The organism is Bacteriovorax sp. HI3, from assembly GCF_059738875.1.
Genome location: NZ_AP026946.1, coordinates 3,107,322 through 3,130,782, shown reverse-complemented (window position 1 = coordinate 3,130,782; position 23,461 = coordinate 3,107,322). Strand labels below are relative to the sequence as shown.

Here is a 23,461-nt window from a genome sequence, read left to right as displayed (position 1 = left end):
TTTATAACAATGTTAAGCTACAACAGGTGTAAAAAGATAGGGGTCTATGTTAAAATTTTTCTGATGTCGTTAACAGTAGAACAAAAAGACAAACTTTTAGGAATCAAACCTCGCTTCTTTTTTGCGATCATGCTTCCTTTTGCTCTTTGTATTGCTTTGGGGCTCTACATTTGGAAACTGCCTTTTGTCTGGCAGGATTTTTTTATCTTTTTCGTTTTTTATCAAATTGCTCTCTTTGGAATTTCGGTAGGAAACCACCGCTATTTTTCCCATAAGTCATTTAAAGCAACGCCCTCTTTTGAGTTTCTGCTTTTTTTCACATCGGCAGTTGCTTTTCAAACTCCGGCCATTTGTTGGGCGGCAGTTCATAGAAAGCATCACCATCATAGCGATAAAGGTGAAGACCCACATTCTCCTTATTTTAAAGAGGGGAGAGCGTTAAGTTTTTGGGAAGGATTTTGGCACGCACACGTCATGTGGATTTTTGGATTAGACACATTAGGTATTATTAAAAAATACACTCAGGATTTTTATCAAAATGAAAGACTAGTGAACTGGCATCGTTTTCACATGCTGATTGGGATTTCATTTCTGATCATTCCGGGTTTTATTGAAGCGGCGATGTTGGGAGAGTTTTCAAGTGACAACATCCTTCGTGGGATTTTCTGGGGCGGTCTTTTTAGAGTGATGCTCTTACACAACGCTGTCTTTTTGATTAATTCATGGGGATGTCACCGCGGTATTGGTTATAGAAGAAATGAAACCAATGACCAAAGCACAAACAATCCACTTCTTTTTCCTTTTATTTTAGGCGAAGCCTGGCACAACAATCACCATGGTTCACAAACCAGTGCCAATAATGCTCAAAAGAGTATTGATATAGACCCGCATTTTTGGATGCTCAAAGGTTTTGAAAAGCTGGGATGGGTGTCAGATCTCAAAGACGCACATAAGTCTTAAACTAAACACATATCAAAACTAACAGTCGGTTTCGTTGAGTCCCAATGAAGTGGGTCTTGAATTTGCCCATGGTCATCTTTGTTATGAACGCTAAAGACCGCCATTGGCATTTTCTGCATAAAAAGAGAGAGAGTCTTTTCCAGGTAATCTTCATTTTCAAAATCAGCGTAGGCCAGCATGTGAAAATCTCTTTCAAAGGCCAGGTGAATAAAGTCGTGAAGGATTTTTTGGCGATCGCTTTTGACTAAGGTCTTATCAAAGACTACTTGAGAAAGATAAAGAATATCCAGTGGCGTGTTTTCCTTTGGGAATTTCTTAAACTCAAAAAAAGGAATCTTACTCCCTATCGAATGGATGAGTTTAAGCGCTTCTGGAATTTTAGTGATGCGGATTTGTTTTGTTTTAATCGGATTCCACACCATCGCTATCGCTTTAAGCTCGCCACTTTTATTAAAAGATAAAAGCAGGTTCTCCATCGAAAAATCGTTCCATTTTTTCAAACGGTGATCCAGTTCTTTGTCCCAGTCATGGGAAAAAAGGTCTTTGGGATTATTGAGTGACAGAAAATTTACAATGAGTTTTTTGTCTTCGTTAGTTGCTATTCGAACATAAGACGAAGACGTTCTCAATTTCACTCTGCCGATAACATTGACCATCTTGTACTTTTGCAACTTGTGGTAATGAAGGTTGGCGATCTTTGTTTCGGCCAGGTTATTTTTTGATTCTTTATTCTCATCAATGAGCACCGTCTGGTAAAAACGACAGTGATGCATTTCTTTGATCTGTGGAGAGAGCCTGATGAGGTTGGCGTACATCAAACGCCATTCGCGGATAAGTTTGCGGTTCATCTTGATACGCAAGTCTCCCAGGTAGCCGATGGTCTGCAATTGTCCATTGATATAACCTGGACGGTAGGTGATAACACCCATGCCGTAAATCACACTTTGGTCATCTCTTAAGAGTATGATGAGTGAAGAGTCACTTCTTTCTTTAAGGAAAGCATAAAAATCGTTTCCTCTGGTGTAGATGATTTCAGACTCCGTCGAACTTAACGATGTCTGGTGATAGAAATCGAGAATGTCTTGATTGTCAGCTTCTGTCGCCTGCGAAATATGTGGGTACTCTGCAAAGAATTCGTTAAGCGATAATTCTTTCATTCGCAAAGAGTGGTTAAGAGTTGACGGAAGTTTTTCTCTAACGTCAAAAAGTCTTTCATGTTTTCAATAAAGAGATCAGACCTTTTCTTTTTTTCTTCAATATCCATTTGTTTGGAAAGAATATTTTCTGCCAGCTCCGTGCTGATGTTGTCGCGTTTTACCAGGCGCTCAAGCTGAATAGAGCGTGGGGCATAGGCACAGACAGCGAGGTCCGTTTTTTCGTTGAGCTTTTTTTCAAATAATAGCGGAACATCATAGACAATAAAACCATGAGGTTCAAAAGCACTATAGGCACTCGAAAAAGCATCGGGCATGCGCGAGTAGATATAAGTTTCAAGTAAAAGTTGATTCTCGGGAGTTTTAAACGCTAGTTCTCTTAGCGTTTTAAAATGAATAGCTTCATCAATGATGGCATCTTTGAAGTTTTTAAAAACAAAATCGAATGACTCTTTTTGCGAGTAGATCCCTTTGACCAGTCGATCAGCATCAATCACCGGGATATTTTCATCACGGAACATTTGCGCGACTGTGCTCTTTCCTGTTGCAATACCACCTGTCAGCGCCACAATGGGCACTGGGATATTGTAGAGGCGAGAGCTCTGATCTTTAGTAATCCACTTACTTTTTAGCTTTTTCATTAACCTTAGCTTGGTTCCAGTAAACGTCCATTTGTTCCTGGTTCATGTTCTCAAGTTTAACACCTTTTGCTTCCATTAAATCTTCCATTGCGTGGAAGCGGCGAAGGAATTTTTTGTTGGCATTACGAAGAGCATCGTGTGGGTCCATATCCAGGTGTCTTGCCAGTTGGGCCACAGAGAAAAGAAGATCCCCTAACTCTTCAAACACGGCTGCGCGGTTTAGCTCGCGGTGTGGAGTTAGTTCTTCTTTTAATTCTTGCCACTCTTCTTCAACTTTGTAGGCCACTTGAGTGTAGTCATCCCAATCGAATTTTATATCGTTTGTTTTTTTACCGATTTTTACCGCAGACATAAGTGGAGGAGCATTTAAAACAGAAGACTTAATGCGGTGGTGATTTTTCTCTCCTTCTTCGCGAAGTTTTTCTTCCGCTTTGATTTTCTCCCAGTTGATTAAAACCTGGTCTGCAGAAATCGAAGTGTCTTTCTTTTCAAAAACGTGAGGGTGACGACGGATAAGTTTTTCACTTAAGCGGGCCGAAACCGATTCAATATCAAAGAGTCCTTTTTCAGAACCCATTTGAGCGTGAAGCAACACCTGCATAAGAACGTCGCCAATTTCTTCTTCCATTTTTTTCGGGTCTTTTTCTTCCACCGCTTCAACAAATTCATACGACTCTTCCAAAAGATATTTCAGGAGAGATTCGTGCGTTTGTTTTAAATCCCAAGGACATCCTTCAGTCGGATGGCGTAGGTCGGCGATGACATCTTTTAGTTTCTCAAAATTGCTTTTATTCATTTGCGGCACCTGCTAATATTTGCTACCTTTTAGGGTATCAGGAAAGATTGATGAAGTTTGAGATATTTTACCAGAATAGTGGGGCAAAAAGAAATAAGAGTCTTGGCATGGACCACGTGATTTCTGCCTTAGAAGCTGTCCTGGCCACGAATCTTAAAAAAAACCCTCATTTCGCAGGTGTCAAAGAAGTGACCATGACTATGACTCTTTGTGGAAAAACAAAGATCAGAACGCTTAACCGCGAGTATCGACAAAAAGACTATGTAACAGACGTTCTTTCTTTTCCAGTTTATGAAAACTTGCGCCCTGATAAAAAGCCCCGCGAGAAAAACCTTTCTCAAATGGATCTGGGCGACTTAGTCATTTGCAAAGAAAAGGCCCTGTCTCAGGCCCGTGAATTTGAGATAACCTATGAGCAGGAAGTGGTTCACCTGGCCGTGCACGGCTTTTTGCACCTACTGGGATTTGACCATGAGATTTCTCTAAAAGAAGAAAAAATCATGGAAGCTCACGAGAATGCACTCGTGGGACAAATTTACAAAAAACTTAAGACCAAGAAATAAATATGAATGAACAAATCAAAATTGAACTCAATGAAAAACGCCTCGACATCAAAACCTACGCGGAGAAATTAGATCTTCTGCGGAGGTCGCTTTGAGATTGAAAAAAAACTCAATCGATTAGAAGAAATCTCTCGCATCGAAGCGATGGATGGCTTTTGGGATGACGCTCCCAACGCTGCCAAAATCCAGAAAGAAAAATCAGTTCTGGAAGAAGTCACCAGAACATACGGCCATTTAAAACAACTCTACGACGACTTTGATGTTCTTTGGGAGTTTGCTACTACCGAAAACGACGAGTCTTCGGCCGTAGAAGCGATCGAAGGTTATAAAAACTTTTTAATTGAATTCACTCACGCTGAACAAAAAGTTCTTCTCTCACATGAACTTGACCCAAACAACGCTATCGTTACAGTTAATGCTGGTGCCGGCGGGACAGAGTCTTGTGACTGGGCCTATATGCTTTTGCGTATGGTGATCCGTTGGGCGGAATCAAAAAAATTTAAAGTGCAAATCCTCGATACACAGGAAGGGGATTCAGCCGGGATCAAGTCGGCGACTGTGACGATTACGGGTCCCTACGCTTATGGTCTTTTAAAATCGGAATCAGGTGTTCATAGGCTCGTTCGTCTTTCACCATTTGATTCAGCAGGAAGAAGACATACATCCTTTGCTTCACTTTTCGTTTCAGCGGAAATTGATGACACGATTGAAATTGAAATCCTGGATAAGGATTTGCGCATCGACGTTTACCGCGCCGGTGGATCGGGTGGTCAGGGTGTAAACACGACAGACTCTGCTGTTCGTATTACTCACTTGCCAACTAATATCGTCGTTGTTTGTCAGAACGAAAGATCACAGCTGCAAAACAAAGCTCAGGCGATGAAAGTTCTTCGCTCTCGTTTATATGAACTAGAGTTAGAAAAAAGAAGAGCGAAAGAAGCTGAGGCCGAAGCCAATAAAAAAGATATTGCATGGGGAGCGCAGATTAGGTCTTACGTTCTTCACCCTTATAAACTGGTCAAAGACCATCGCACAGATTTTGAATCTTCTCAGGCCGAAAAAGTCCTGGAAGGTGACTTGGATGATTTCATCGACGCATTTTTAAGATGGACAGTTGAAGAAGGGACAAAGAGTGAAGTCCACTAACTTTCGCCTTTTTTTGATGCTCTTTTTAGATCATCCAACGACGAAAAAATTCCTGATTGGTGTTTGGATTGGGCTGGCATTTTCTATTGCTGTTATTCTTTCGACTGTCGGGATTATGGATGGATTTGAGCGCGCACTTCGCCACGGTTTGAGAAATTCGGCCGGTGATGTGACGATGCAGTCTCGCTATGGTTTTTTCTTGGTTACAGACAGGCTTAGAGAAAAACTCGATGAAGAAAATATCAAAACATTTTCTCCCTTAGTACAAACTGAAAGCTTCATGGTTTTTAACGATGAATCGCGCGGGGTTTTAATTAAAGGGATTGATTCTTCTTATGGAAAAGTCGTAGGTCTTCCCCTTGATCTCTCACCAATGTCAGTCATTATCGGTTCAGAAATTGCCCGCATCAATCATGTTGCTGTAGGTGATGAAATTGTTTTGGCCTTCGGCAAAGGTGGAACTGAATTTAAAAATATGCCGGCCCTCTCGCGCTTTAGAGTTGAACGCATTATCACGCATGGAGTTTACCAAAAAGATGCCCGCATGATTTATATGCGACTGGAAGATATTCAGCGCATTCAAGGATTGGGTTCAAAAGTAAATACGATTGCTCTTAATGTTGAGCACCCGCCAAAAGTAGGGGACAACGATTTAAAACTGATTGAAGATAAAATCACAGACCTAAGACTTAAGTTTGAGCCGGATTTTTATTTTAAGCCTTACTGGAGAGAGTTCTCTTCTTTGATTGAAGCCGTTCAGGCAGAAAAAGTTTTAATCAGCTTAATCCTGCAACTTATCGTTGTGATTTCTGTTTTTAATGTCCTGGCCTTTATTTATTTTATCAACGAGAAAAAATCAAAAGAGCTTTTCTTATTTAAGGCCCTGGGTCTTTCAAGAAAAGCGATGAATAATCTTTGGCTGAAATTCGTATTTGGCATCTGGGTGGCTTCATCACTTCTGTCGATGGTGTTTGTTCAACTCTTCAGGTTTCTTCTGCTCAATGTTCCACTTTTTAAATTGCCGGCAGAAGTTTATCATATGCCGAGAATTGATCTCTTTTTATCGTGGCAAGACTACGCCCTGGTTTTCACTCTGGCGCTGGTCTGGATTCTTTTAATTACATACTACCTTCTTCGCAAGCTAAGAAATAAGAGTCTCTTAGAAGGTCTTCGTCAGGAATTTGTATGAGCTCAAACATCATGATTAAAATTGAAAACGTGAAGAAATTCTATACGAAGTCTCATGCTTTAAATAACGTGACTGTGACTATGAATGCCGGTGAAGAGTATCTCATTCGTGGAGCTTCTGGTTCCGGGAAATCGACATTGCTTTATCTTCTGGGAGGACTTGAGCGTCCAACAGAAGGGAAGGTGATTGTGAATCAAAAAAACTTAAGTGAATTAAACGATGAAGAACTGGCCTTATACCGCAACCGTTATGTGGGATTTGTTTTCCAGTTTCACTTTCTACTTTCATCAATGAATTGTTTAGAAAACATTCTTCTGCCGGCAAGGCTAGGGGGAGTGTATACGGATGAAGTGAAAGAAAGGGCCATCTCGCTGGCCAAACTTTTACAGGTTGAGCATTGTTTAGAAAAATACCCGTACGAGCTCTCTGGTGGAGAGCAACAGCGAATCAATATCATTCGCGCATTGTCATTAAAACCAAAGCTACTTCTTTGCGACGAGCCAACAGGAAATTTAGATTCGGAGAACTCGCAAAAGGTTATTCAACTATTGAGATCATTAGCGCGTGAATTCGGCGCTACACTTGTCGTTGTCACTCACGACCCACAGATCGCACAAAGCTTTTCCAATCAGCTTCTTATGAAGGATGGAGTTCTTGTAACGCAATGAGTTTCTCATTGTGCTTTTTAGAGTAAAAGAACTTTCCACCACCGGCTTTTCTTGTTACTTTTAATAACTTAGTTTTTTAATCGGACAGTGGAGATTTGATGTCTCTGAGATTTATCTCGTTATTCTTTTTTTTAACCCTTTCACTCATCGGTCACTCTTATGCAGCCGAAGACTTAGGCGCCCGTGTCGATCTTTTTAAGATTGATCGCATCGACGTTCAAGGTATCAAAAAAGTAGAAAAGGAAGCTGTTTTAGAAAAAATCGGTTCTCGTCCAGGGATGACTCTCGACAATTACCTGCTGAAAAAAGATTTAGAAAAAATCTATTCAATGAAATATTTTGAGAGCGTTGAAGCTCATCAGGATACTGACAACGGACAAAACGTTCTGCGTTTTGTTCTAAAAGAAAAACCAATCATTACAAAAATCACTTTCGAAGGTAACGACGGACTTTCAGACGACGATCTAAAAGGGCAAGTTAAATCAAAAGTGTTTTCGATTCTTGATACGACAACAATTAAGAGTGACGTTCAAGGCCTTCTAAAATTCTACGAAGAAAAAGGGTACTTCCTTGCTTCTGTTGATTTCCAGGAAAAGAAAATCAACGATGAAAACACTGAGCTTATTTTCAACATTAAAGAATACGACAAAGTTAAAGTTAAAAAGATCAACTTCCTTGGGAACGTGGCCTTTAAAGACGAAGAACTAAAAAGCATTCTTCAAACTCAAGAAGACAGCTTGTTCTCATTCATGTCGGGAACAGGAAACTTTAAAGAGATCAATTTCCAAAACGACATTGAGAGACTTAAGTATTTCTACCGCATGAAGGGTTACCTTCAGATCAATATTGGAACTCCTGAGATTACTGTCTCTGAAGATAAAAAATGGGTCTTCATTACGATGAAGATGACTGAGGGACCTCAGTTTACTGTTAATAAGATTACTTTTCAGGGCGAAGTGCTTTTTCCAGAAAATGAACTTCACGAGAAAATGGTTCTAAAAGAGCAGGAAACTTACTCTGAAGAATCACTAAGAAAAGATATCCAGATGCTAACGGAAATGTACCAGGATGAAGGATACGCGTTTGCCAACGTTATCCGTAACCTGAATGTTGTTCCGGGCGAAAACAAAGTAGACGTAGAGTTCTCATTCGAAAAAGGGAAGATCGCTTACTTTGGACGCGTAAAAATTAAAGGGAACCCAAAGTCGCGCGATAAAGTTATCCGTCGCGAGATCACAATTAAAGAAGGCCAGAAATTCAACGGAACAGCTCTTCGTCAATCGAGAGAAAACGTTCAACGTTTAGGTTTCTATGAGCCGGATTCAATCGTATTCAACACTGTGTCTCCTAAAGATAAAGAAGATGTTCTTGATGTAGAAGTTTCTGTAAAAGAAAAGAACACTGGGCAGATCTCTCTTGGTGCTGGTTACTCAACTGCAACAGGTGGATTCTTCCAGGCATCAGTGACTCAGTCTAACTTTAGAGGGATGGGGCAGAACTTATCTTTTAGCTTAAACCTGGCAAAGTCTTCAAACACTTTCAGTGTCGATTTCACTGAGCCGTATTTCTTAGATACAAAATGGCTTCTTGGTGGAGGGGTTTTCGTTTCGAATAACGATACGTCTTCTTCATATAGCGAAAGAAGAAAGGGTTTAAACGTTCGAGTGGGTTATCCAATCATGACGTTTACGAACCTTTACGTGACATACAAATTAGAAGACACAACAATTAAATCTGTTGATGACCCGACAATTGATAAAGCACTTGAAAATGGTCTGGCCTCTTCTATCCAAACATCTATTGTACACGACAAGCGCGACGACAGGTCTGACCCGAGAAAAGGGTATTACCTGAGTTATTCAACAGAATACACAGGTGTTGGTGGTGACAAAAAATGGCTAAAGAACGAAGCTGAAGGCCGTGGTTATTACCCAGTTATTGGTGACTTGATTTTCAGAACTCGTTTCTACGCTGGGAAAATCGACCAGGTTGATTCAAGAAAAATCCCAAGAACTGAAAAGTTCACACTTGGGGGATCGAGAAACCTTCGCGGTTACTCATATGAAGATATCGGGCCAACGACACGTATGAAAGGAACAGATGGAGTTGTCCAAGACTTCAACCTGGGTGGACAGTTCATGTCGTTTACTAATTTCGAGTTGCAGCATCCACTTTCAAGAGAAGCCGGACTAAAATGGGTTCTTTTCTTTGATGCTGGGCATGCAGGTGACTTGAAAAACGTTAAGGTTTATACTGATTATGGATTTGGATTTAGATGGTTCTCGCCAATTGGGGTTCTGCGCTTTGAATTCGGTTATCCTTTAACTGGAAAATTCAAAGAACAAGGTTCTCAATTCCACTTTGATATAGGACAATTATTCTAAAATATGAAGGAGTATTCGATGAAAGCACTTATTGCTACTTTGGCCCTTGTAATGACAACTTCTGCTTTTTCAGCAGTTACAGTAGGTAAAGTTGACGTACAAAAAGTTCTAATCACAGTTAACCAAGGTGTTGCTGTACGCGACCAACTAAAAAAATCTTTCGATGAGAAGCAAGCTATCTTAAAGAAAGAAGAAGATTCAATCAAAAAACTACAAGATGACTACTCAAAGAAAGCATCTGTAATCAACGATAAAGAAAAAGCTAAGAAAGAAAGAGAAATCCAGGAAAAGATCATCGCGATCCAACAAAAAACTGCTGGTTTCCAAAAAGAAATCCAGGATATGGAACAAAAACTAAAAACTCCAATCCTAGAGAGAGTTAAATCTGTTGTTGATGAAGTTTCAAAAGCATCAGATGTTGACCTAGTGTATGAAGCAGCGACAGCTCCAATCCTATACGCTAAGTCTGAAAAAGACCTGACTGATGAAGTTGTAAAAGCATACAACAAAAAATTCCCAAAATAGTCAGAAGTAAATTTTTTTAAATAAAGCAAGGGACCCGATGGTAAATGTGACTGTCGGGTCCCTTCACTATGTAAGGGGTCCCTAATGAAACTAGGAAACCTAATTAAGTTCGAACAAAGTTTTCAATTAATCACCGAATCCGACGAAGCACTCGCGGTTGAAGGGATTACCGATTCCACAGAATATCTGCCTCGTCATATCTATTTTATTAAAAATAAAAATTTCATGGCCGACTTTCTTCAAAGTGAAGATGCTCTTCATATCGGTGTGATCATTGAGAGGAAGTTTTTTGATTTAGTTAGTCCTGATCAACTTGAACTGATCAAACAAAAAGCGTGGTGGGTCGCGACAGTTGCTGACGTTAACCTGGCGATGTCTTTTCTTTCAAAACCTTTTTACGATGAAAAAATCGGAAATCCTAATGATATGGTCGATGGCCGTCAGATGGGGACAGCTTCTATTCACCCAAGTGTGTGGATTGCTCAAGGTGCTTTTATCGGCGAGAACGTAACGATTGCTGAGAATACGAAAATTCATTCAGGTGTCACTTTGATGTCTGGTGTGACTGTGGGAGAAGGAACAGAAATTTTCCCAGGCACGACCATCTATAGAAATGTAAAAATTGGCAACAACGTTCGCATTCACGCTAACTGCGTGATCGGTGCGGATGGTTTTGGCTACAACTTCTCAAAAGGTGTTCACCACAAAGTGTGGCACATGGGAAGCGTGATCATTGAAGACGATGTGGAAATTGGAGCTGCGACTTGTGTTGATTCTGGAACGTTCTCTCCGACAAAAATTGGAAGAGGCTCTAAGATTGATAACATGGTTCAAATTGGCCACAACTGCAAGCTTGGAACAGGTGTTATCCTTTGTGGACAAGCAGGTCTTGGTGGAAGTACAACGATTGGTGATTACACTGTTTTCGGTGGAGATGCAAAAGCTGCTAACGGTTTAAAGATCGGTAAAGGCGTGCAAATTGCCGGTGGCGCAGGTGTCATTAACAACGTTGAAGATGGAGAAGTCCTGGGAGGATTCCCAGCGAGAAATATTAAAGAATGGATGAAAGGAGTGGCCTATATTAGAAAGCACTCGCTCTCTTCCTCAAAAGATAAAAGTGAATAGTTATTTAGGAGAACGCTCAATGTTACTGACTACTGAACAAGTTAAACAAATCCTTCCTCATAGAGACCCATTCCTGTTTATCGATTCTGTTGAATCGGTCGTTGTTCCAGGAAAAGAAATCATTCAAGGAAAGATTTTCGATATTAAAGAAATCCAGGACGCAGAAGTTGTCGCTCACTACAGAACGAAAAAAGACCATGCGATTTTTGCCGGACATTTTCCAGATTACCCGATTCTTCCTGGAGTTGTTCAGGTTGAAATGATGGCCCAAGCGACGAGCTTTATCGTTTTATTAGTTAATGAAAACCCATTCAACATGAAAATGGATGTGGCCCTTTTGGGAATCAATGAAGCTCGTTTTAGAAAACCAGTTCTTCCGGAAATGGATTTAAAGCTAGTGACAAAAACTCTGAAGATCAGAGGACCGATGATTACCAGCGAATGTAAACTTTATCACAATGACCAATTAATGAGTGAGGCGACGGTTCTTGCTTCACTAAAGATGCTTTAAGCATAAATAACAAGGAATAGTTTATGAGCAATATTCACCCAAGTGCAATCGTAGACAAAAATGCAAAACTTCACGAGACAGTTCAGGTTGGACCTTTCTGTATCGTTGGACCAAACGTAGAGATCGGAGCTAATACAGTTCTTTTTTCTCACGTCGTGGTAGATGGACATACAACGATTGGAGAAAATAATAAATTCTTCCAAGGCTGTTCAATTGGAGCACCTCCACAGGATAACTCTTACAAAGGTGAGCCAACTCGCACAGTGATTGGAAACAATAATACTTTTAGAGAGTACTGCTCAATTCACCGCGGGACTTTAAAAGAAAACCAAATCACAAAGATTGGTGATAACTGTTTATTCATGGCCTACGTTCACGCTGGTCACGATGTAGTGGTTGGAAACAACTGTACAATCGCTAACTCGACGAACTTTGCTGGTCACGTAAAAATCGGCGATAGAGTGATCATCGGCGGTGGAACTCAAATCCAGCAGTTCGTTTCACTTGGACGTGGAGCTTACATCGGTGGAGCTTCGGCACTTGATCGCGATATCCCGTCATTTTGTACAGCAATGGGGAACCGCGCTCACTTAAAAGGTATCAACATCATTGGTATGAAACGCCAGGGGTACAGCAAACAGGAAATTTCTGAAGTTGTCGATTTCCTAAGAACAATCGAGTCTTCAAACCTTTCTCCTCGTTCATTCGTGGAAAATGCAGAATTAATGGCCGAATACAAAGACAATCGTGTTGTTATTGAAATGGTTGAACAGATTAAAAAATCTGAAATCGGAATCGCGCCGTTTAACCCATAAGGATTTTTGTGAGCAAAATTAGAGTTGCAGTAATTGGATATGGTCACCTGGGAAAATGGCACGCTCAAAAAGCGGAGAGTTTTCCAGAGGTGGCAGAACTAAAATACATCGTTGAAAAATTCCCAGCAGGACAGGAAGCGGCTAAGAAGGCGCACCCGAATGCGACGATTGTTGATGATATTTCAAAATGTATCAATGATATTGATGCCGGAGTCGTTGTTACGCCGACATCATTTCACTATGAAATCGTAGAATACCTTTTAAAACACGATAAGCATGTTTTCTGTGAGAAACCAGTAACAGAAACAACTGAGCAGGCCTTAAGACTACAAGAGCTTCTAAAAGCACACCCGGTGATTTTACAAGTTGGTCACTCGGAAAGATTCCACCAGGCATGGGAGAGAAAAAACGAGTACAAGCATTTCTTCGATGCTCCAGCACACATCACTTTAAGGCGTGTGGCCCCTTTTAAAGGCCGTGCGACAGATGTAGATGTTGTTCAGGATTTAATGATCCACGACCTGGATCTTCTGGTTTATCTCTTTGGGGAAACACCGGTAAGTGTAGAGGCGATGGGCTTTAAAATGAGAACTTCGCACTACGATTATGTAACCGCTAATTTTAAATTCAAGTCAGGAAACCGTGCCACGATTACCGTTGGTCGCAACCAGACTAAGGAAGTGCGCGAGCTGGAGATTTCAAATCACGCAGGAACTCTTCTTGTGGACCTGATGAGAAACGAAATTTCAGAGGCCCTTGGAAAAGAAGCGGGACCTGAATTCGTCAACACTGCTAACTATGAAAAACGCGATCATTTACTTCTTGAGCATAAAAATTTTTACAGCTCGATTGCCAACAAAAAAGCACCGATCATCTCTTTAGAAGATGGTCTGACTGCTGTCAGGTTGATTGATAAAGTTTTAGAAAGTGCCCGCAAAAATATTGAGGTCATGCTTTAATGAGTGAGAAGTCGTGCCTGATCATCGCTGGAGAAAAATCCGGCGAAGAGCATACTCTAAGTTTTTTTAATGATCTAAAAAAGTCTTCTCCTGGTACCAGTTTTTATGGTGTCGGGGGAGATGAATTAAAGCGCGAAGGTTTAGAGCTTCTTTATCATTTAAATGACTTTTCTTCGTGGGGCTATAGTGAAGTCATCACGAAAATTCCTTTTTACTACAAGGCGATGAACCACATTGTTGAAGAAGTTAAGAGAAGAAATACCAAGACCGCTATTTTAGTTGATTTCCAGTCATTCAATATGAAACTTGCCGGCAAACTCAAAGAGCTGGGTGTAGAAGTTTTATATTATGTGGCCCCACAGGCCTGGGCCTGGAAAGAGTATAGAGTTAAAAAAATTGCCCGTTCTGTTCACACTCTTTTTACCATTATACCTTTTGAGAAAAAATGGTTTCAAGACAGAGGAGTTAAGAGAGTGGTCAGTGTTGATCACCCGCTGTGGACAACTTATAAAAATGACCTGTTGAGTTTTAAAAAACAAAGTGAACTTCATTCTCCGGTGCGCCTGCTGCTTTTACCAGGCTCGCGCAAGTTTGAAGTGGAAAAGCTACTCCCAATCTTTATTGAATCTATCAGGCATTTAAGGAAGGAGATTCCTCTGCATGTCTCGATTGTAAAATCGAGCTCTGTGCCCAAGGAGCTTTTTGAACCTTACGCTGAATTTATCGATGAAGAGTTTAGTAATGAAGACCTGACGCTCGCTCTGAAAAAGGCCGATTTTTCTCTGGCGGCGAGTGGGACAGTGACATTGACATGTGCATTGTACGAACTTCCGACTATCGTTTGTTATAAAACGTCGCTCTTAAATCAATTTATTTTTGAGAATCTGGTGAGCTACCGTTGGTTTATCAGTCTTGCCAATATCGTACAGAATCGTTCGGTTTTTCCTGAGTTCCTTCAGGATCAGGTGAGCGCCTATAATATCGTGTCGTATTTAAGGTTTTGGTATTATAATAAAACCGAGTATATGCAGCTTTTAAGCTGGCTTCAACAAACGAAAGACCAGGTCCGTGGTGAGCCCATGAGCGTTCCACAATATATGGCCGATGTAATAGATAACTCTTATGGAAAAAAAATCGATACCTCTCATTAAAAGACTTTTGTTATCTCCATTGTCTTGGATTTGGGAATCGGTTTATTTTTTTCGTAGAGCTTGTTACGACTACGGAATTTTCAGGCAAAGATCATTTCAAGTTCCTATCATTTCAATTGGCAACCTGACGTTTGGTGGAACGGGAAAAACTCCTTTCACTCTTTGGCTTGCTGAGTATCTTCACAAGAGAAATAAAAGAGTCATGATTCTTATGCGCGGTTATAAAGGTAAACTGGAAAATTCCAGTGGTCTAATCATGTCAGGAAAGATGATGGCACCAGATCCGGTAGATTACGGTGATGAAGCCCTTTTATTTGCCAGGAGACTGGAAGACGCTACGATTGTTGTAGGAAAGAGACGTAGTGAAAACTTAAGTTTCTATTTCCCAAAAGTAGAACCAGATGTCGTTTTATTAGACGACGGTCACCAGCACATTAAGATCAAACGCAAGCTCAACATTGTTCTTTTTGATGCAACAATGCCGATGTTCCGCTACCGTGTGGCACCGCTAGGTTATATGCGCGAAGGATTCCAAGGTTTAAAAGATGCTGACTTAGTTGTCATCGGAAAAGCTGACGTAGTTCCTGCTGAAAAAATTAAAACACTAAAAAAATTCCTTCAGCCTCATCTTCCAGTAGGAGTTGAGTTTGCAGAAGTAGGCTTCAGGCCAAACGGTTTTTACAATGCGGCCAATGAGTTGGTTTTAAAAGCGGAAGAGATTAGAGGGCGCAAAGTGATTTGTGTCGCAGGCGTCGCCAACCCACAATCATTCTATAAATTACTTGAAGAACTAGGGGCCGAAGTTATTGTGACTGAGTCGTTCCCGGATCACCATTACTTCAAGCCAGATGAGATCAACGCTCTTTTATCTTATGCTAAGTCAGAAGATGCACTTCTCGTGACGACTGAAAAAGACATGGTGAGAATTAAAAAAATTATTGAGGACGATACGATCGTCTTTTTGGAAGTCGATATCCAATTCTTAAGTGGAGAGGAAGCAACGACAAAGGTTATCGATTCGTGCTTTCAAAATTTATACTAAGGTAAATGTTATGAAGAATTTTAAATCAGCTTTATTTTTCCTTTGCTGCCTGGCCGTAACCAGCTGTGCGACTAATTATGAAGAAGAGAAATCAGTTCTTTTACAGAAACCTGAAGGCTCGGACCTAGTCACTGCATTTGATGTAGAAAAAGAGCAGGCCGAAAGTTATAAGACCCAATCACTTGAAGAACAAAAAAGAGCGGAAGAAGAAAGAGTCGCAGCAGAAGCTCTGGCGGCAGCTCAAAAGAAAACGAAAGGAAAGGCTTCAAAAGCTAAAACTCCTGTAGTGAAAGACACTGAGACTAAAGAGACAACAGCAAGCAAAGAAGCTAAAGCGGTTGCGAAACCTGCGACTCAAACAACTTCGAGCAATTACTTAAATCCAGTTCTACCCGCTGATTATCCGGAAGAATATAAAGCTTACGATGCTAAATCCAAAGCTGTGTGGAGCAAATTTAAACCTGTATTCTATCAAGGTGAACAATCTATTATGGCCATCAGCTACCTTGGGGTGACTGCTGGTTATATTACGATCCTTTCTAAAGAAGTGGTTTCGCTAAATAACAAACAAGCTTTTCATTTTTACGCTCGTTTTAAATCAAGTGATTCTTATCGTTACTTCTACTGGCTGGACGATAGACTAGACAGCTATGTTGAAAAAGAAACTTTTCTTCCAATGAAGTATTCCTTGATTCAAAGAGAGAAAAAACAAAACGTTGATGACCTTCAACTTTTTGATTTCCAAAAAATGATGACGTACCACTGGTATAAACGTGTGAAGGAAGGATCAAATAAGGATGAGAAGATCAATGCTCCTATTCCAAGTTTATCCCAGGATTCTTTCTCGGCCCTTCAACTGGTAAGAGGTCTCCCTTTAAATAAAGGTGACATCTATGAATTCCCGGTAGTGACTCGTGGTAAATTCTGGCTTCTAAAAGTTGAAGTGATGGGTGAAGACACTATTAATGTCGCAGACAAAGAAGTGAAGGCCATTAAAATCAGAGCTGAAACAAATTTTCCTGGTGTTCTTAAAAAGAGCGGCGACATTATCTTCTGGTACGGAAATGATCCAGAAAGAAAACTGCTAAAGTTCCAGGCCAAGATCAAAATCGGATCAGTCTACGGGGAACTGGTAGAATACAAACCGGGAATCAAGGTTCAGTAATTGAAGAATAAGTACTCCAGAAATATTCTTTACGTCCTGCCCAGCAAGGCCTGGAATACGAAGGAGCGCTTCGCTTTTCGCGATATCATTCAAGCAAAAGGTCACGGGTATAATGTTTATCTCTACACCTACGAAGACTCTTTTGCGGCAAAAGTAGCAAAGCATTTAGAGATCGAAATTATTCCTTATAAACCGCATTTTATTAATCGTTTCCTGCGCTTTCATAAGCATCTAACTTTGGGACAGGCCTTTAAGAAAAGTCACATTGATATCGTTCACTGCTACGACTTCACTCTTTTATGTTCACTGTCTTTTCAGCTTAAGAGACAAAATATCACAGCACTGGTAGTGACTCAGGATCATAGTATCGATAAGCCTCTTCAGCGCTTTTGGTACAGACCACTGATCTCGCGTATTGATTCATTGATTCTCGCTAATAAAAACTTATTACAAGATGCCCTTGGGAACTTAGGTCTGCCTCTCAAAAAGATCGAGTATTTTGGGTTGGGGATCAAGTACGAAGAGGCGATTAACCCTCTTCAAATCGCGGTGAACTTTGAACTTTATAAAGATTACTTCCTGGCCGGGACTTACGTTTCGCCGGGATTGAGCGATCACAAACACATTACTCCCATCCTCGCGGCCCTTAAAGTCATTAACCAAAAAGAGCCGGGTGGTAAAAGGAGTAAGCTGGTATTGATTTCCCCTGTGGATTTCCAAAGCATGTCTCTGCTTCCTAATTTAATGAGGGATATTCAGGAGCAAGATCTGCAGGAAGATGTTCTTTTCGTTACAACTCAAGACATTGTCGGAGTTATCTCACGCCTTGATCTATGGGTGAGTAATTCACCAGACGAATTGATTGAAGACCATGCAATTTCTGCTCTTATTCACGAAGTGCCGGCAGTCTTAACTCGTAACTTTTGTAGCAAAGACTTAATCGAAGAGTATGAAGGCGTCGGAGAGACTTATAAGCTCTTCGATGCAAGAGAGCTGCGTGATAAATGGGAGAAGATGATTCTCGGTCGCGCGGTTTATAGAGAGAAAACCAGACTCTACAAATATTTCATCGAGCGCGAACATTCATACAAGAGTTATAAATCACAGCTTATGAGTCTTTATTCAAAATCAGTTCAGAGAAGGGTTCGTCTTTTCAGGAAGAAGTAGAGCTAAGATTAAACACTGTCTAAAAAATAGACACATCAGTCCTCCTAAACTCGCGAAAACAAACTCCATTTAGCAGGCTTCTTTTTTGCATTTCCCCTCTGGAAATAGGCTTTCCTTAGAGGTTGTTATGTCTCTTAAAACAATTCTTTCTTTTATACTTTTAACGGCGTTAGCACTGCCCTTGATGGCCTATGCTGATGAATTCAGAGAGCGCTCTTTCATTGATCATTATACAAAATTAACAATGGAAAACCGCGAGCGCCTTGAGCAGTTAACTGACCACGTTCAAAATGGAGAGCTTTTTCAGAAGATGCGCCAGAAGGCCCGCATTTCATCATTAACTAATGACGAACGCCAAATGCTTCGTGAAGCCTGGGGACAACTGCTTTATTCACACCTGCAATTAAACCTGGTTATTGAGAAACTTTCTTCTTACGAAAAAGAAATCGAAGACGATGAATTCTTAAAAGATGATTACTTCACTGTCCAGTACGCGGCTTACCTGGCCCAATATAAAAGTGCGATCGCTTTTATTCGCGCGATGAGAACGATTCCTACAACTGATAAAGTTTTAAATGAATCTTTTTCTGAATTAGGCCTTGAGTCGAGAACTTTTGCCCGTTTTAAATTTGAATACCTCAATATTAAAAAGTTCACTGAATATTCAGGTTATAGAATCCAGGGCCTAACTAATAAAGTCGCCGTTTCTCCTTTGAGTTCAGGAATTGAAAAAGACGAAGATTACATTGGTAAATTCAACCGCTATAAAGGTTTTCTCTATACAATGAAAAATGCCGGCAGAATTACAGCGCATTTATTATTTAAAATCTATTTCCCTCTACAGAAAAATATTTCTGAATGGATGGGGGATGAGCGCGTGGCCCGCGGAAATGAATTCTTAATTAATCAGGAACAAATTAAAATCATCCACTCTAAATTAAGAGCGGGAGATGTCCTGATTGAAAGACGTGAATGGTATTTATCAAATATCGGTCTTCCTGGTTTCTGGCCACACGCTGCTCTTTATATTGGACGCCCAGAAGAGCGCGCTTACTTGGAGCAAGACCCGGAAGTTATCGAATGGGTAAAAGCTGAAGGAATTGAAAGTGGAAGTTTTGAAGAGCTTTTAGCTAGTCGACATAAAGAAGCTTATCAGGAAAGTTTAGGTCAGGACGAAACAAAACACGACTACCGCGTTCTGGAAGCAATGAGTGAGGGAGTGGTTTTTACCAGCCTTGAGCATTCAGCTAATGCTGACTCGCTTGCAGTTATTCGCCCGCGACTTTCAAATCTCGATATGGCCAAAGGGCTGCTGACGTCGCTGACGTATCAAGGCCGTCCGTACGATTTTAACTTCGACTTCAGAACAGACTCAACTGTCGTTTGTTCGGAACTGATCTACTATACGTACCAGCCGACAAAAGAAAAAAATGGTCTCTACTTCCCGGTGACAACAACAATGGGAAGACCAGTGGTGACTCCAAATAACATTATTAAAGAATTCACTGAAACGTACGGAACAGATAAACAACAATACGACCTGGTAGTCTTTCTCGACGGTAACGACAAAAAGCGCGAAGCTGTTTTCTCTGACATCGAGATGCTAAAGACGACATGGAATCGCCCAAAGTGGTTTATCTTCACTCAAAACAAGAAGAAATAGCTCTAAATTTCAATAAGTTACTTAACATTCCCACGGCGGGTCTTAGACTCGCCGCACCCTCTTAGGTGAAATTCAATAATTCATTCGACTTACATAGGGAAACCTAGTATATTTGCCCTTCAAATCTAGTGACTCTTTTTTAAAGCAGAAGCTGGGGCCAGTCTTTGACTGGTAAAAAAACTCTCTCGAGGTATTTATGGCTCAAAAACAGGAACTAAAACAGAATTGGATGAAAGGTTACGACGTCGTCATTGGTGAAGACATCGAAACAAAGAAAGAAACTGATTTTAGTAAGCTACTAGACACGGCAACAACGAAAAATTTTGAAGAAGGTGAAGTGTTCATGGGAACAATCATCAACATCGGTCAAGATTACGTTACTGTCGACATCGGTTACAAGCAAGAAGGTCTTGTATCGGTGAAAGAATTCCAAAACTACGATGGATCACTGAAAATTAAATCAGGCGATAAAATCGAAGTTTACCTAGAAAAATTAGAATCTCACATGGGGAACCTAATTCTTTCTAAAGACAAAGCAGAAATCCTAAAAGCATGGGATCGCATTTCTGCTGCTTGCGAATCTGGTGAACCATTAACTGGTACAGTAATCGCAAAAGTAAAAGGCGGTCTATCTGTTGATATCGGTGTTAAGGCGTTCCTTCCAGGATCACAAATTGACATCCGTCCAACTCGTTACCTTGATAAGTACATTGGTAAAACAATGGAATTCAAAGTTATCAAGTTCAACAAGAAAAGAGGGAACATTGTTCTTTCTCGTCGTGCAATCCTTGCTGAAGAGCGTGGAAAAATGCGCGGTGAAATTCTTTCTCAAATCGAAGAAGGAATGGTTGTTAAAGGTATCGTTAAAAACATCACTGATTACGGTGCATTCATCGATCTTGGTGGTATTGACGGACTTCTTCACATTACAGATATGTCATGGGGAAGAGTTAAGCACCCATCTAACATCCTTAATATCGGGGATGAAATCGAAGTTAAGATTCTTAAGTTCGATACAGATAAGGAAAGAGTATCTCTTGGTCTAAAACAAGTTCAAGCTAACCCATGGGAAGAAGCTAGAACAAAATACATCCCAGGAACTAAAGTTTCTGGAGAAATCGTATCTGTTAAAGACTACGGAGTATTCATTGAACTAGACGATGGTATCGAAGGTCTAATCCACGTATCAGAAATGTCTTGGACAAACAAAATTAAGAACCCAACTAAGCACTTCAATGCTGGTGAGAGAATCGAAGCTCAAGTTCTAGACGTAGACGTTGAAAACAAGAGAATCTCTCTTGGATTAAAACAACTTCAAGCAAACCCATGGGATGCTCTAGTTGCTAAATTCAAAGTTGGTGACAAAGTTAAAGGTAAAGTGAAATCAATCGTTGATTTCGGTGTATTCGTTGACCTAGGTGAAGAAATGGATGCTCTAATCCACGTTTCTGATATCTCTTGGACAAAGAAAAACATCAACCTTGGTGAAGAATTCAAAGAAGGACAAGCTGTAGAAGCTATGGTTCTAGCTGTTGATAAAGAAAACCAAAAATTCTCTCTAGGTCTTAAACAACTAGAGGAAGATCCATGGAAGAAGATTGAATCAAGATTCCCAGTTGGAACAGTTGTTGAAGCAGAAGTTGTTCGTGTAACTGACTTCGGAGCTTTCGTAGAACTAGAAACTGGTATCGAAGGTCTAATCCACATTTCTGAACTATCTGAAGAAAGAGTTGAAAAACCATCTGACGTAATTAAGAAAGGTGACAAGCCAAAAGCTATGGTCATTTCAGTTGATAAAGAAGCGAAGAAAATCGCTCTATCAATGAAAGCTGCAGCTCACGGCGGAGAGTACAAGTCTACTGAAAAAGTAAAGGCTGCTACTCTTGCTGATAAGTTCAAAAAAGACATGTAATTCGAAAAGGTTTTAACCCAACTTTGAGAATGAATTGGCCCTCGCAAGAGGGCCTTTTTTTTGGCTACTGATTAATCGTCTTCTGTCTCGTCTTATAATAAATCACATCCGAAAGCAGCTGACCTGCAAAATACGTCCCTACGGCCTTGGCAAAACCGGCCTTTGGGTCAGTGGTCATACACATCTGATTGTGCATTAAAAGGGCAAATCCGATGTTGTAGGGCACACTTCCTAGCGTCCAGAGGCGGTGAAAAGTGTAGCGGTCCAGACCCGAGTCTCCAGTCTGGAAAGTGCCGGCGTTGTCCTGGTATTCTTTTTCAGACATTGCTTCAAAAAGAAGTTCACGGCTTTCTTCAAGATCGACTTGATTGATATCAAGTGATTTTTTAATTTCTTCCACACTCATTTTTGAGTGAGGCTTTTGCTTAAAAAGTTTTTCTGTGGCCGCAAGGTGTTTTTCAAACAGTCCATTCTCCTGAGCGAAGTGGAGAAGTTCAGCGACTTCTTCTTCAAGTTTTGGATCATTTTTCATTGTCTCAAATTTCTTCTGCATTTCTTTGTTGTCGTCATTGAAGAAATAAGAGTAGGCTCCCGAAGGTCCCAGGTCTGCCACAGCGGCATTGAAGTAGGTAAGTGGAGCGCGCACTGTCCACGGATTGAGTCTTGGATTAGATGTGACGAATGTTCCACCGACATAGGTGAAGATTCCAGAAAGAGCGAGTTCGAAATACATGCCTTTCATCCACTTTGAGTCTTTCTCTTCATCTTTGTGAGTGTAGGCATAAGTCACTGCTGTTGATGTCATTGACCCGGCCGTGAGTGCCCAGGTCAGTTTTTTAGCGAGGCGAAGATCTGCCGGTGTTGGCTTCTTTTGCACATGAGACTTGCAGCTCATATAAAGCTTTTCATAGAGAACAACTTTTTTTTCTAAGCTGAGTTTATCTTCAGCAGATTTAGCAGTGGCTATTTTTTTTGCACGGTACTTATCTATTTTCTTTTTGTGAGCAAGAAAGCGATCCCAGTTTTTATTTTTTAAATCGGCCGCTTCACCTTTAACCGTCTTGATAAACTCAGCGGCAAGCTCGTCTCGAAGAGTTTTATCTCCCTGGCTAAAAAGGTAAATCGCACGCATTGTGCGTATCTCTTCATCGTTCAATGTATTGAGGTCAATGTCGCGAAAAGCATAAAAAAGATTAGAGAGTTCATCCGTCGTTGCTTCTATCTGCATTTTTTTAGCGAAAGCTTCACCATTAAATCGGGACGGAGCTAAAAAAGAAGTGACGATTTCTTTGCACGACTCAGGTTTGGCCGTAGCGGGATCGCGCTCTTGGTGAAGCGGAGTAGAGCAGGCCGAAAAAAGTAGAGTAAATGTTAGCAGTATTGGTGTTGTTTTCATTGCCGGACTTATCGGCAAGTGAACAAAAAAAAAAGAGGGCCTAGAGAAGTAGACCCTCTTAATCCCTCCAACACAACCCTACTTGTATTGAAAGGACAAAGGACCTCACATTCAAAGGCCCCCTGTGTACTTGAATTTTAATTATTCGCTATCGGCCTGTTCCTGGTTTTGGTCTTGTTGCTCTTGACCACGTCCCCCAGGAGGTGGCCCTTTCGGTTTTTCTACTCCGCAGGCACTAAAGGCCGCTTCCATGGCTTCACGAGATGGCCTATTTCCGCTCCCAGGAGCTCCGATTTTTCCTTCTAAGCAGGTTTTTTGAGCATCAGTTAATTGTGGTCCGCCTCCGCCAGGTCCTCTCTGACCGCGTTCACCAGCAATAGCAACTGACAGGCATAAACTAATAGCAAAGAGCATTGTTGATTTCATATCTCATCCTCCGTTGAACCAAGAATAAGGTAGAAATATTGAAAGATTATGGATTGATTAAAGTATTGATATTAAAAACAAAAAAGCCCTTATTTTAATACTT

At 40.7% G+C, this 23,461-nt stretch carries 22 protein-coding genes; 17 read left to right on the top strand and 5 right to left on the bottom strand.

The features are described from left to right. The first annotated feature begins 63 nt into the window (after positions 1-63). The gene (locus AC6JA8_RS15485) at positions 64-960 is read left to right on the top strand and encodes an acyl-CoA desaturase (RefSeq protein ID WP_497974613.1); all 897 of its coding nucleotides are present in this window, start codon (positions 64-66) and stop codon (positions 958-960) included. On the opposite strand, the gene AC6JA8_RS15480 is transcribed toward AC6JA8_RS15485, so the two are convergent. Genes AC6JA8_RS15480 through mazG form a run of 3 tightly spaced genes read right to left on the bottom strand, consistent with a single transcriptional unit; the run spans position 957 to position 3,551 of the window. After that, on the bottom strand, positions 957-2,117 hold the full coding sequence (locus AC6JA8_RS15480; protein WP_497974612.1) for a hypothetical protein: 1,161 nt from the start codon (positions 2,115-2,117) through the stop codon (positions 957-959). The two genes, AC6JA8_RS15485 and AC6JA8_RS15480, sit on opposite strands and share 4 nt — an antisense overlap. Then, on the bottom strand, positions 2,114-2,755 hold the full coding sequence (gene coaE / locus AC6JA8_RS15475) for a dephospho-CoA kinase (RefSeq protein ID WP_497974611.1): 642 nt from the start codon (positions 2,753-2,755) through the stop codon (positions 2,114-2,116). The genes AC6JA8_RS15480 and coaE overlap by 4 nt, the downstream gene beginning before the upstream one ends. After that, positions 2,736-3,551, bottom strand: a complete 816-nt coding sequence (gene mazG / locus AC6JA8_RS15470) for a nucleoside triphosphate pyrophosphohydrolase (RefSeq protein WP_102244716.1) — start codon at positions 3,549-3,551, stop codon at positions 2,736-2,738. The genes coaE and mazG overlap by 20 nt, the downstream gene beginning before the upstream one ends. 50 nt (positions 3,552-3,601) lie before the next feature. Here mazG and ybeY point away from each other — a divergent pair, with 50 nt between their 5' ends. From ybeY to AC6JA8_RS15390, 16 genes are all read left to right on the top strand, one after another. After that, positions 3,602-4,114 (top strand): rRNA maturation RNase YbeY, encoded by a 513-nt coding sequence (gene ybeY, locus AC6JA8_RS15465; protein WP_497974610.1) that lies wholly within the window; start codon positions 3,602-3,604, stop codon positions 4,112-4,114. 20 nt (positions 4,115-4,134) lie between these two features. Then, a protein-coding gene (prfB, locus tag AC6JA8_RS15460) for a peptide chain release factor 2 (RefSeq protein WP_497976888.1) occupies positions 4,135-5,260 on the top strand; the annotation gives its coding sequence in 2 pieces (ribosomal slippage) (positions 4,135-4,206 and positions 4,208-5,260; 1,125 coding nt in all). Next, positions 5,247-6,449, top strand: a complete 1,203-nt coding sequence (locus tag AC6JA8_RS15455) for an ABC transporter permease (RefSeq protein ID WP_497974609.1) — start codon at positions 5,247-5,249, stop codon at positions 6,447-6,449. Before prfB ends, AC6JA8_RS15455 begins: the two co-directional genes overlap by 14 nt. Continuing rightward, complete coding sequence (locus AC6JA8_RS15450; protein ID WP_497974608.1) at positions 6,446-7,117, top strand: ABC transporter ATP-binding protein; 672 nt, start codon at positions 6,446-6,448, stop codon at positions 7,115-7,117. Before AC6JA8_RS15455 ends, AC6JA8_RS15450 begins: the two co-directional genes overlap by 4 nt. A 98-nt stretch (positions 7,118-7,215) precedes the next feature. Continuing rightward, the gene (bamA, locus tag AC6JA8_RS15445; RefSeq protein WP_102244711.1) at positions 7,216-9,501 is read left to right on the top strand and encodes an outer membrane protein assembly factor BamA; all 2,286 of its coding nucleotides are present in this window, start codon (positions 7,216-7,218) and stop codon (positions 9,499-9,501) included. Between the two features lie 18 nt (positions 9,502-9,519). Continuing rightward, positions 9,520-10,026 carry an OmpH/Skp family outer membrane protein gene (locus AC6JA8_RS15440; RefSeq protein WP_158649709.1) on the top strand — a complete coding sequence of 169 codons (507 nt, stop codon included), beginning with the start codon at positions 9,520-9,522 and terminating at the stop codon, positions 10,024-10,026. An 84-nt stretch (positions 10,027-10,110) separates the two neighbouring features. Beyond that, positions 10,111-11,151, top strand: a complete 1,041-nt coding sequence (gene lpxD / locus AC6JA8_RS15435) for a UDP-3-O-(3-hydroxymyristoyl)glucosamine N-acyltransferase (RefSeq protein ID WP_497974607.1) — start codon at positions 10,111-10,113, stop codon at positions 11,149-11,151. A 19-nt stretch (positions 11,152-11,170) separates the two neighbouring features. Next, on the top strand, positions 11,171-11,662 hold the full coding sequence (locus AC6JA8_RS15430; protein ID WP_102244708.1) for a 3-hydroxyacyl-ACP dehydratase FabZ family protein: 492 nt from the start codon (positions 11,171-11,173) through the stop codon (positions 11,660-11,662). Between the two features lie 23 nt (positions 11,663-11,685). Beyond that, positions 11,686-12,477 (top strand): acyl-ACP--UDP-N-acetylglucosamine O-acyltransferase, encoded by a 792-nt coding sequence (gene lpxA / locus AC6JA8_RS15425; protein ID WP_497974606.1) that lies wholly within the window; start codon positions 11,686-11,688, stop codon positions 12,475-12,477. A gap of 8 nt (positions 12,478-12,485) precedes the next feature. After that, positions 12,486-13,436 carry a Gfo/Idh/MocA family protein gene (locus AC6JA8_RS15420; protein ID WP_497974605.1) on the top strand — a complete coding sequence of 317 codons (951 nt, stop codon included), beginning with the start codon at positions 12,486-12,488 and terminating at the stop codon, positions 13,434-13,436. Further along, positions 13,436-14,587: a lipid-A-disaccharide synthase gene (gene lpxB, locus AC6JA8_RS15415; protein WP_497974604.1), complete on the top strand. Its 1,152-nt coding sequence runs from the start codon at positions 13,436-13,438 to the stop codon at positions 14,585-14,587. Before AC6JA8_RS15420 ends, lpxB begins: the two co-directional genes overlap by 1 nt. Beyond that, positions 14,559-15,629, top strand: a complete 1,071-nt coding sequence (gene lpxK, locus AC6JA8_RS15410) for a tetraacyldisaccharide 4'-kinase (protein WP_497974603.1) — start codon at positions 14,559-14,561, stop codon at positions 15,627-15,629. Before lpxB ends, lpxK begins: the two co-directional genes overlap by 29 nt. 10 nt (positions 15,630-15,639) lie before the next feature. Then, positions 15,640-16,794 carry a DUF3108 domain-containing protein gene (locus AC6JA8_RS15405; protein WP_497974602.1) on the top strand — a complete coding sequence of 385 codons (1,155 nt, stop codon included), beginning with the start codon at positions 15,640-15,642 and terminating at the stop codon, positions 16,792-16,794. Beyond that, on the top strand, positions 16,795-17,961 hold the full coding sequence (locus AC6JA8_RS15400) for a glycosyltransferase (protein WP_497974601.1): 1,167 nt from the start codon (positions 16,795-16,797) through the stop codon (positions 17,959-17,961). Between the two features lie 127 nt (positions 17,962-18,088). Beyond that, positions 18,089-19,624, top strand: coding sequence for a YiiX/YebB-like N1pC/P60 family cysteine hydrolase (locus tag AC6JA8_RS15395; RefSeq protein ID WP_497974600.1), 1,536 nt, complete (start codon positions 18,089-18,091; stop codon positions 19,622-19,624). A 229-nt stretch (positions 19,625-19,853) separates the two neighbouring features. Beyond that, a complete protein-coding gene (locus tag AC6JA8_RS15390) occupies positions 19,854-21,536 on the top strand; it encodes a 30S ribosomal protein S1 (protein ID WP_497976887.1) in 1,683 nt (560 codons plus the stop codon). Positions 21,537-21,600: 64 nt separating this feature from the next. On the opposite strand, the gene AC6JA8_RS15385 is transcribed toward AC6JA8_RS15390, so the two are convergent. Continuing rightward, positions 21,601-22,932, bottom strand: coding sequence for a hypothetical protein (locus tag AC6JA8_RS15385; RefSeq protein WP_497974599.1), 1,332 nt, complete (start codon positions 22,930-22,932; stop codon positions 21,601-21,603). A gap of 141 nt (positions 22,933-23,073) precedes the next feature. Beyond that, on the bottom strand, positions 23,074-23,358 hold the full coding sequence (locus tag AC6JA8_RS15380; RefSeq protein WP_497974598.1) for a hypothetical protein: 285 nt from the start codon (positions 23,356-23,358) through the stop codon (positions 23,074-23,076). Positions 23,359-23,461: the final 103 nt, after the last annotated feature.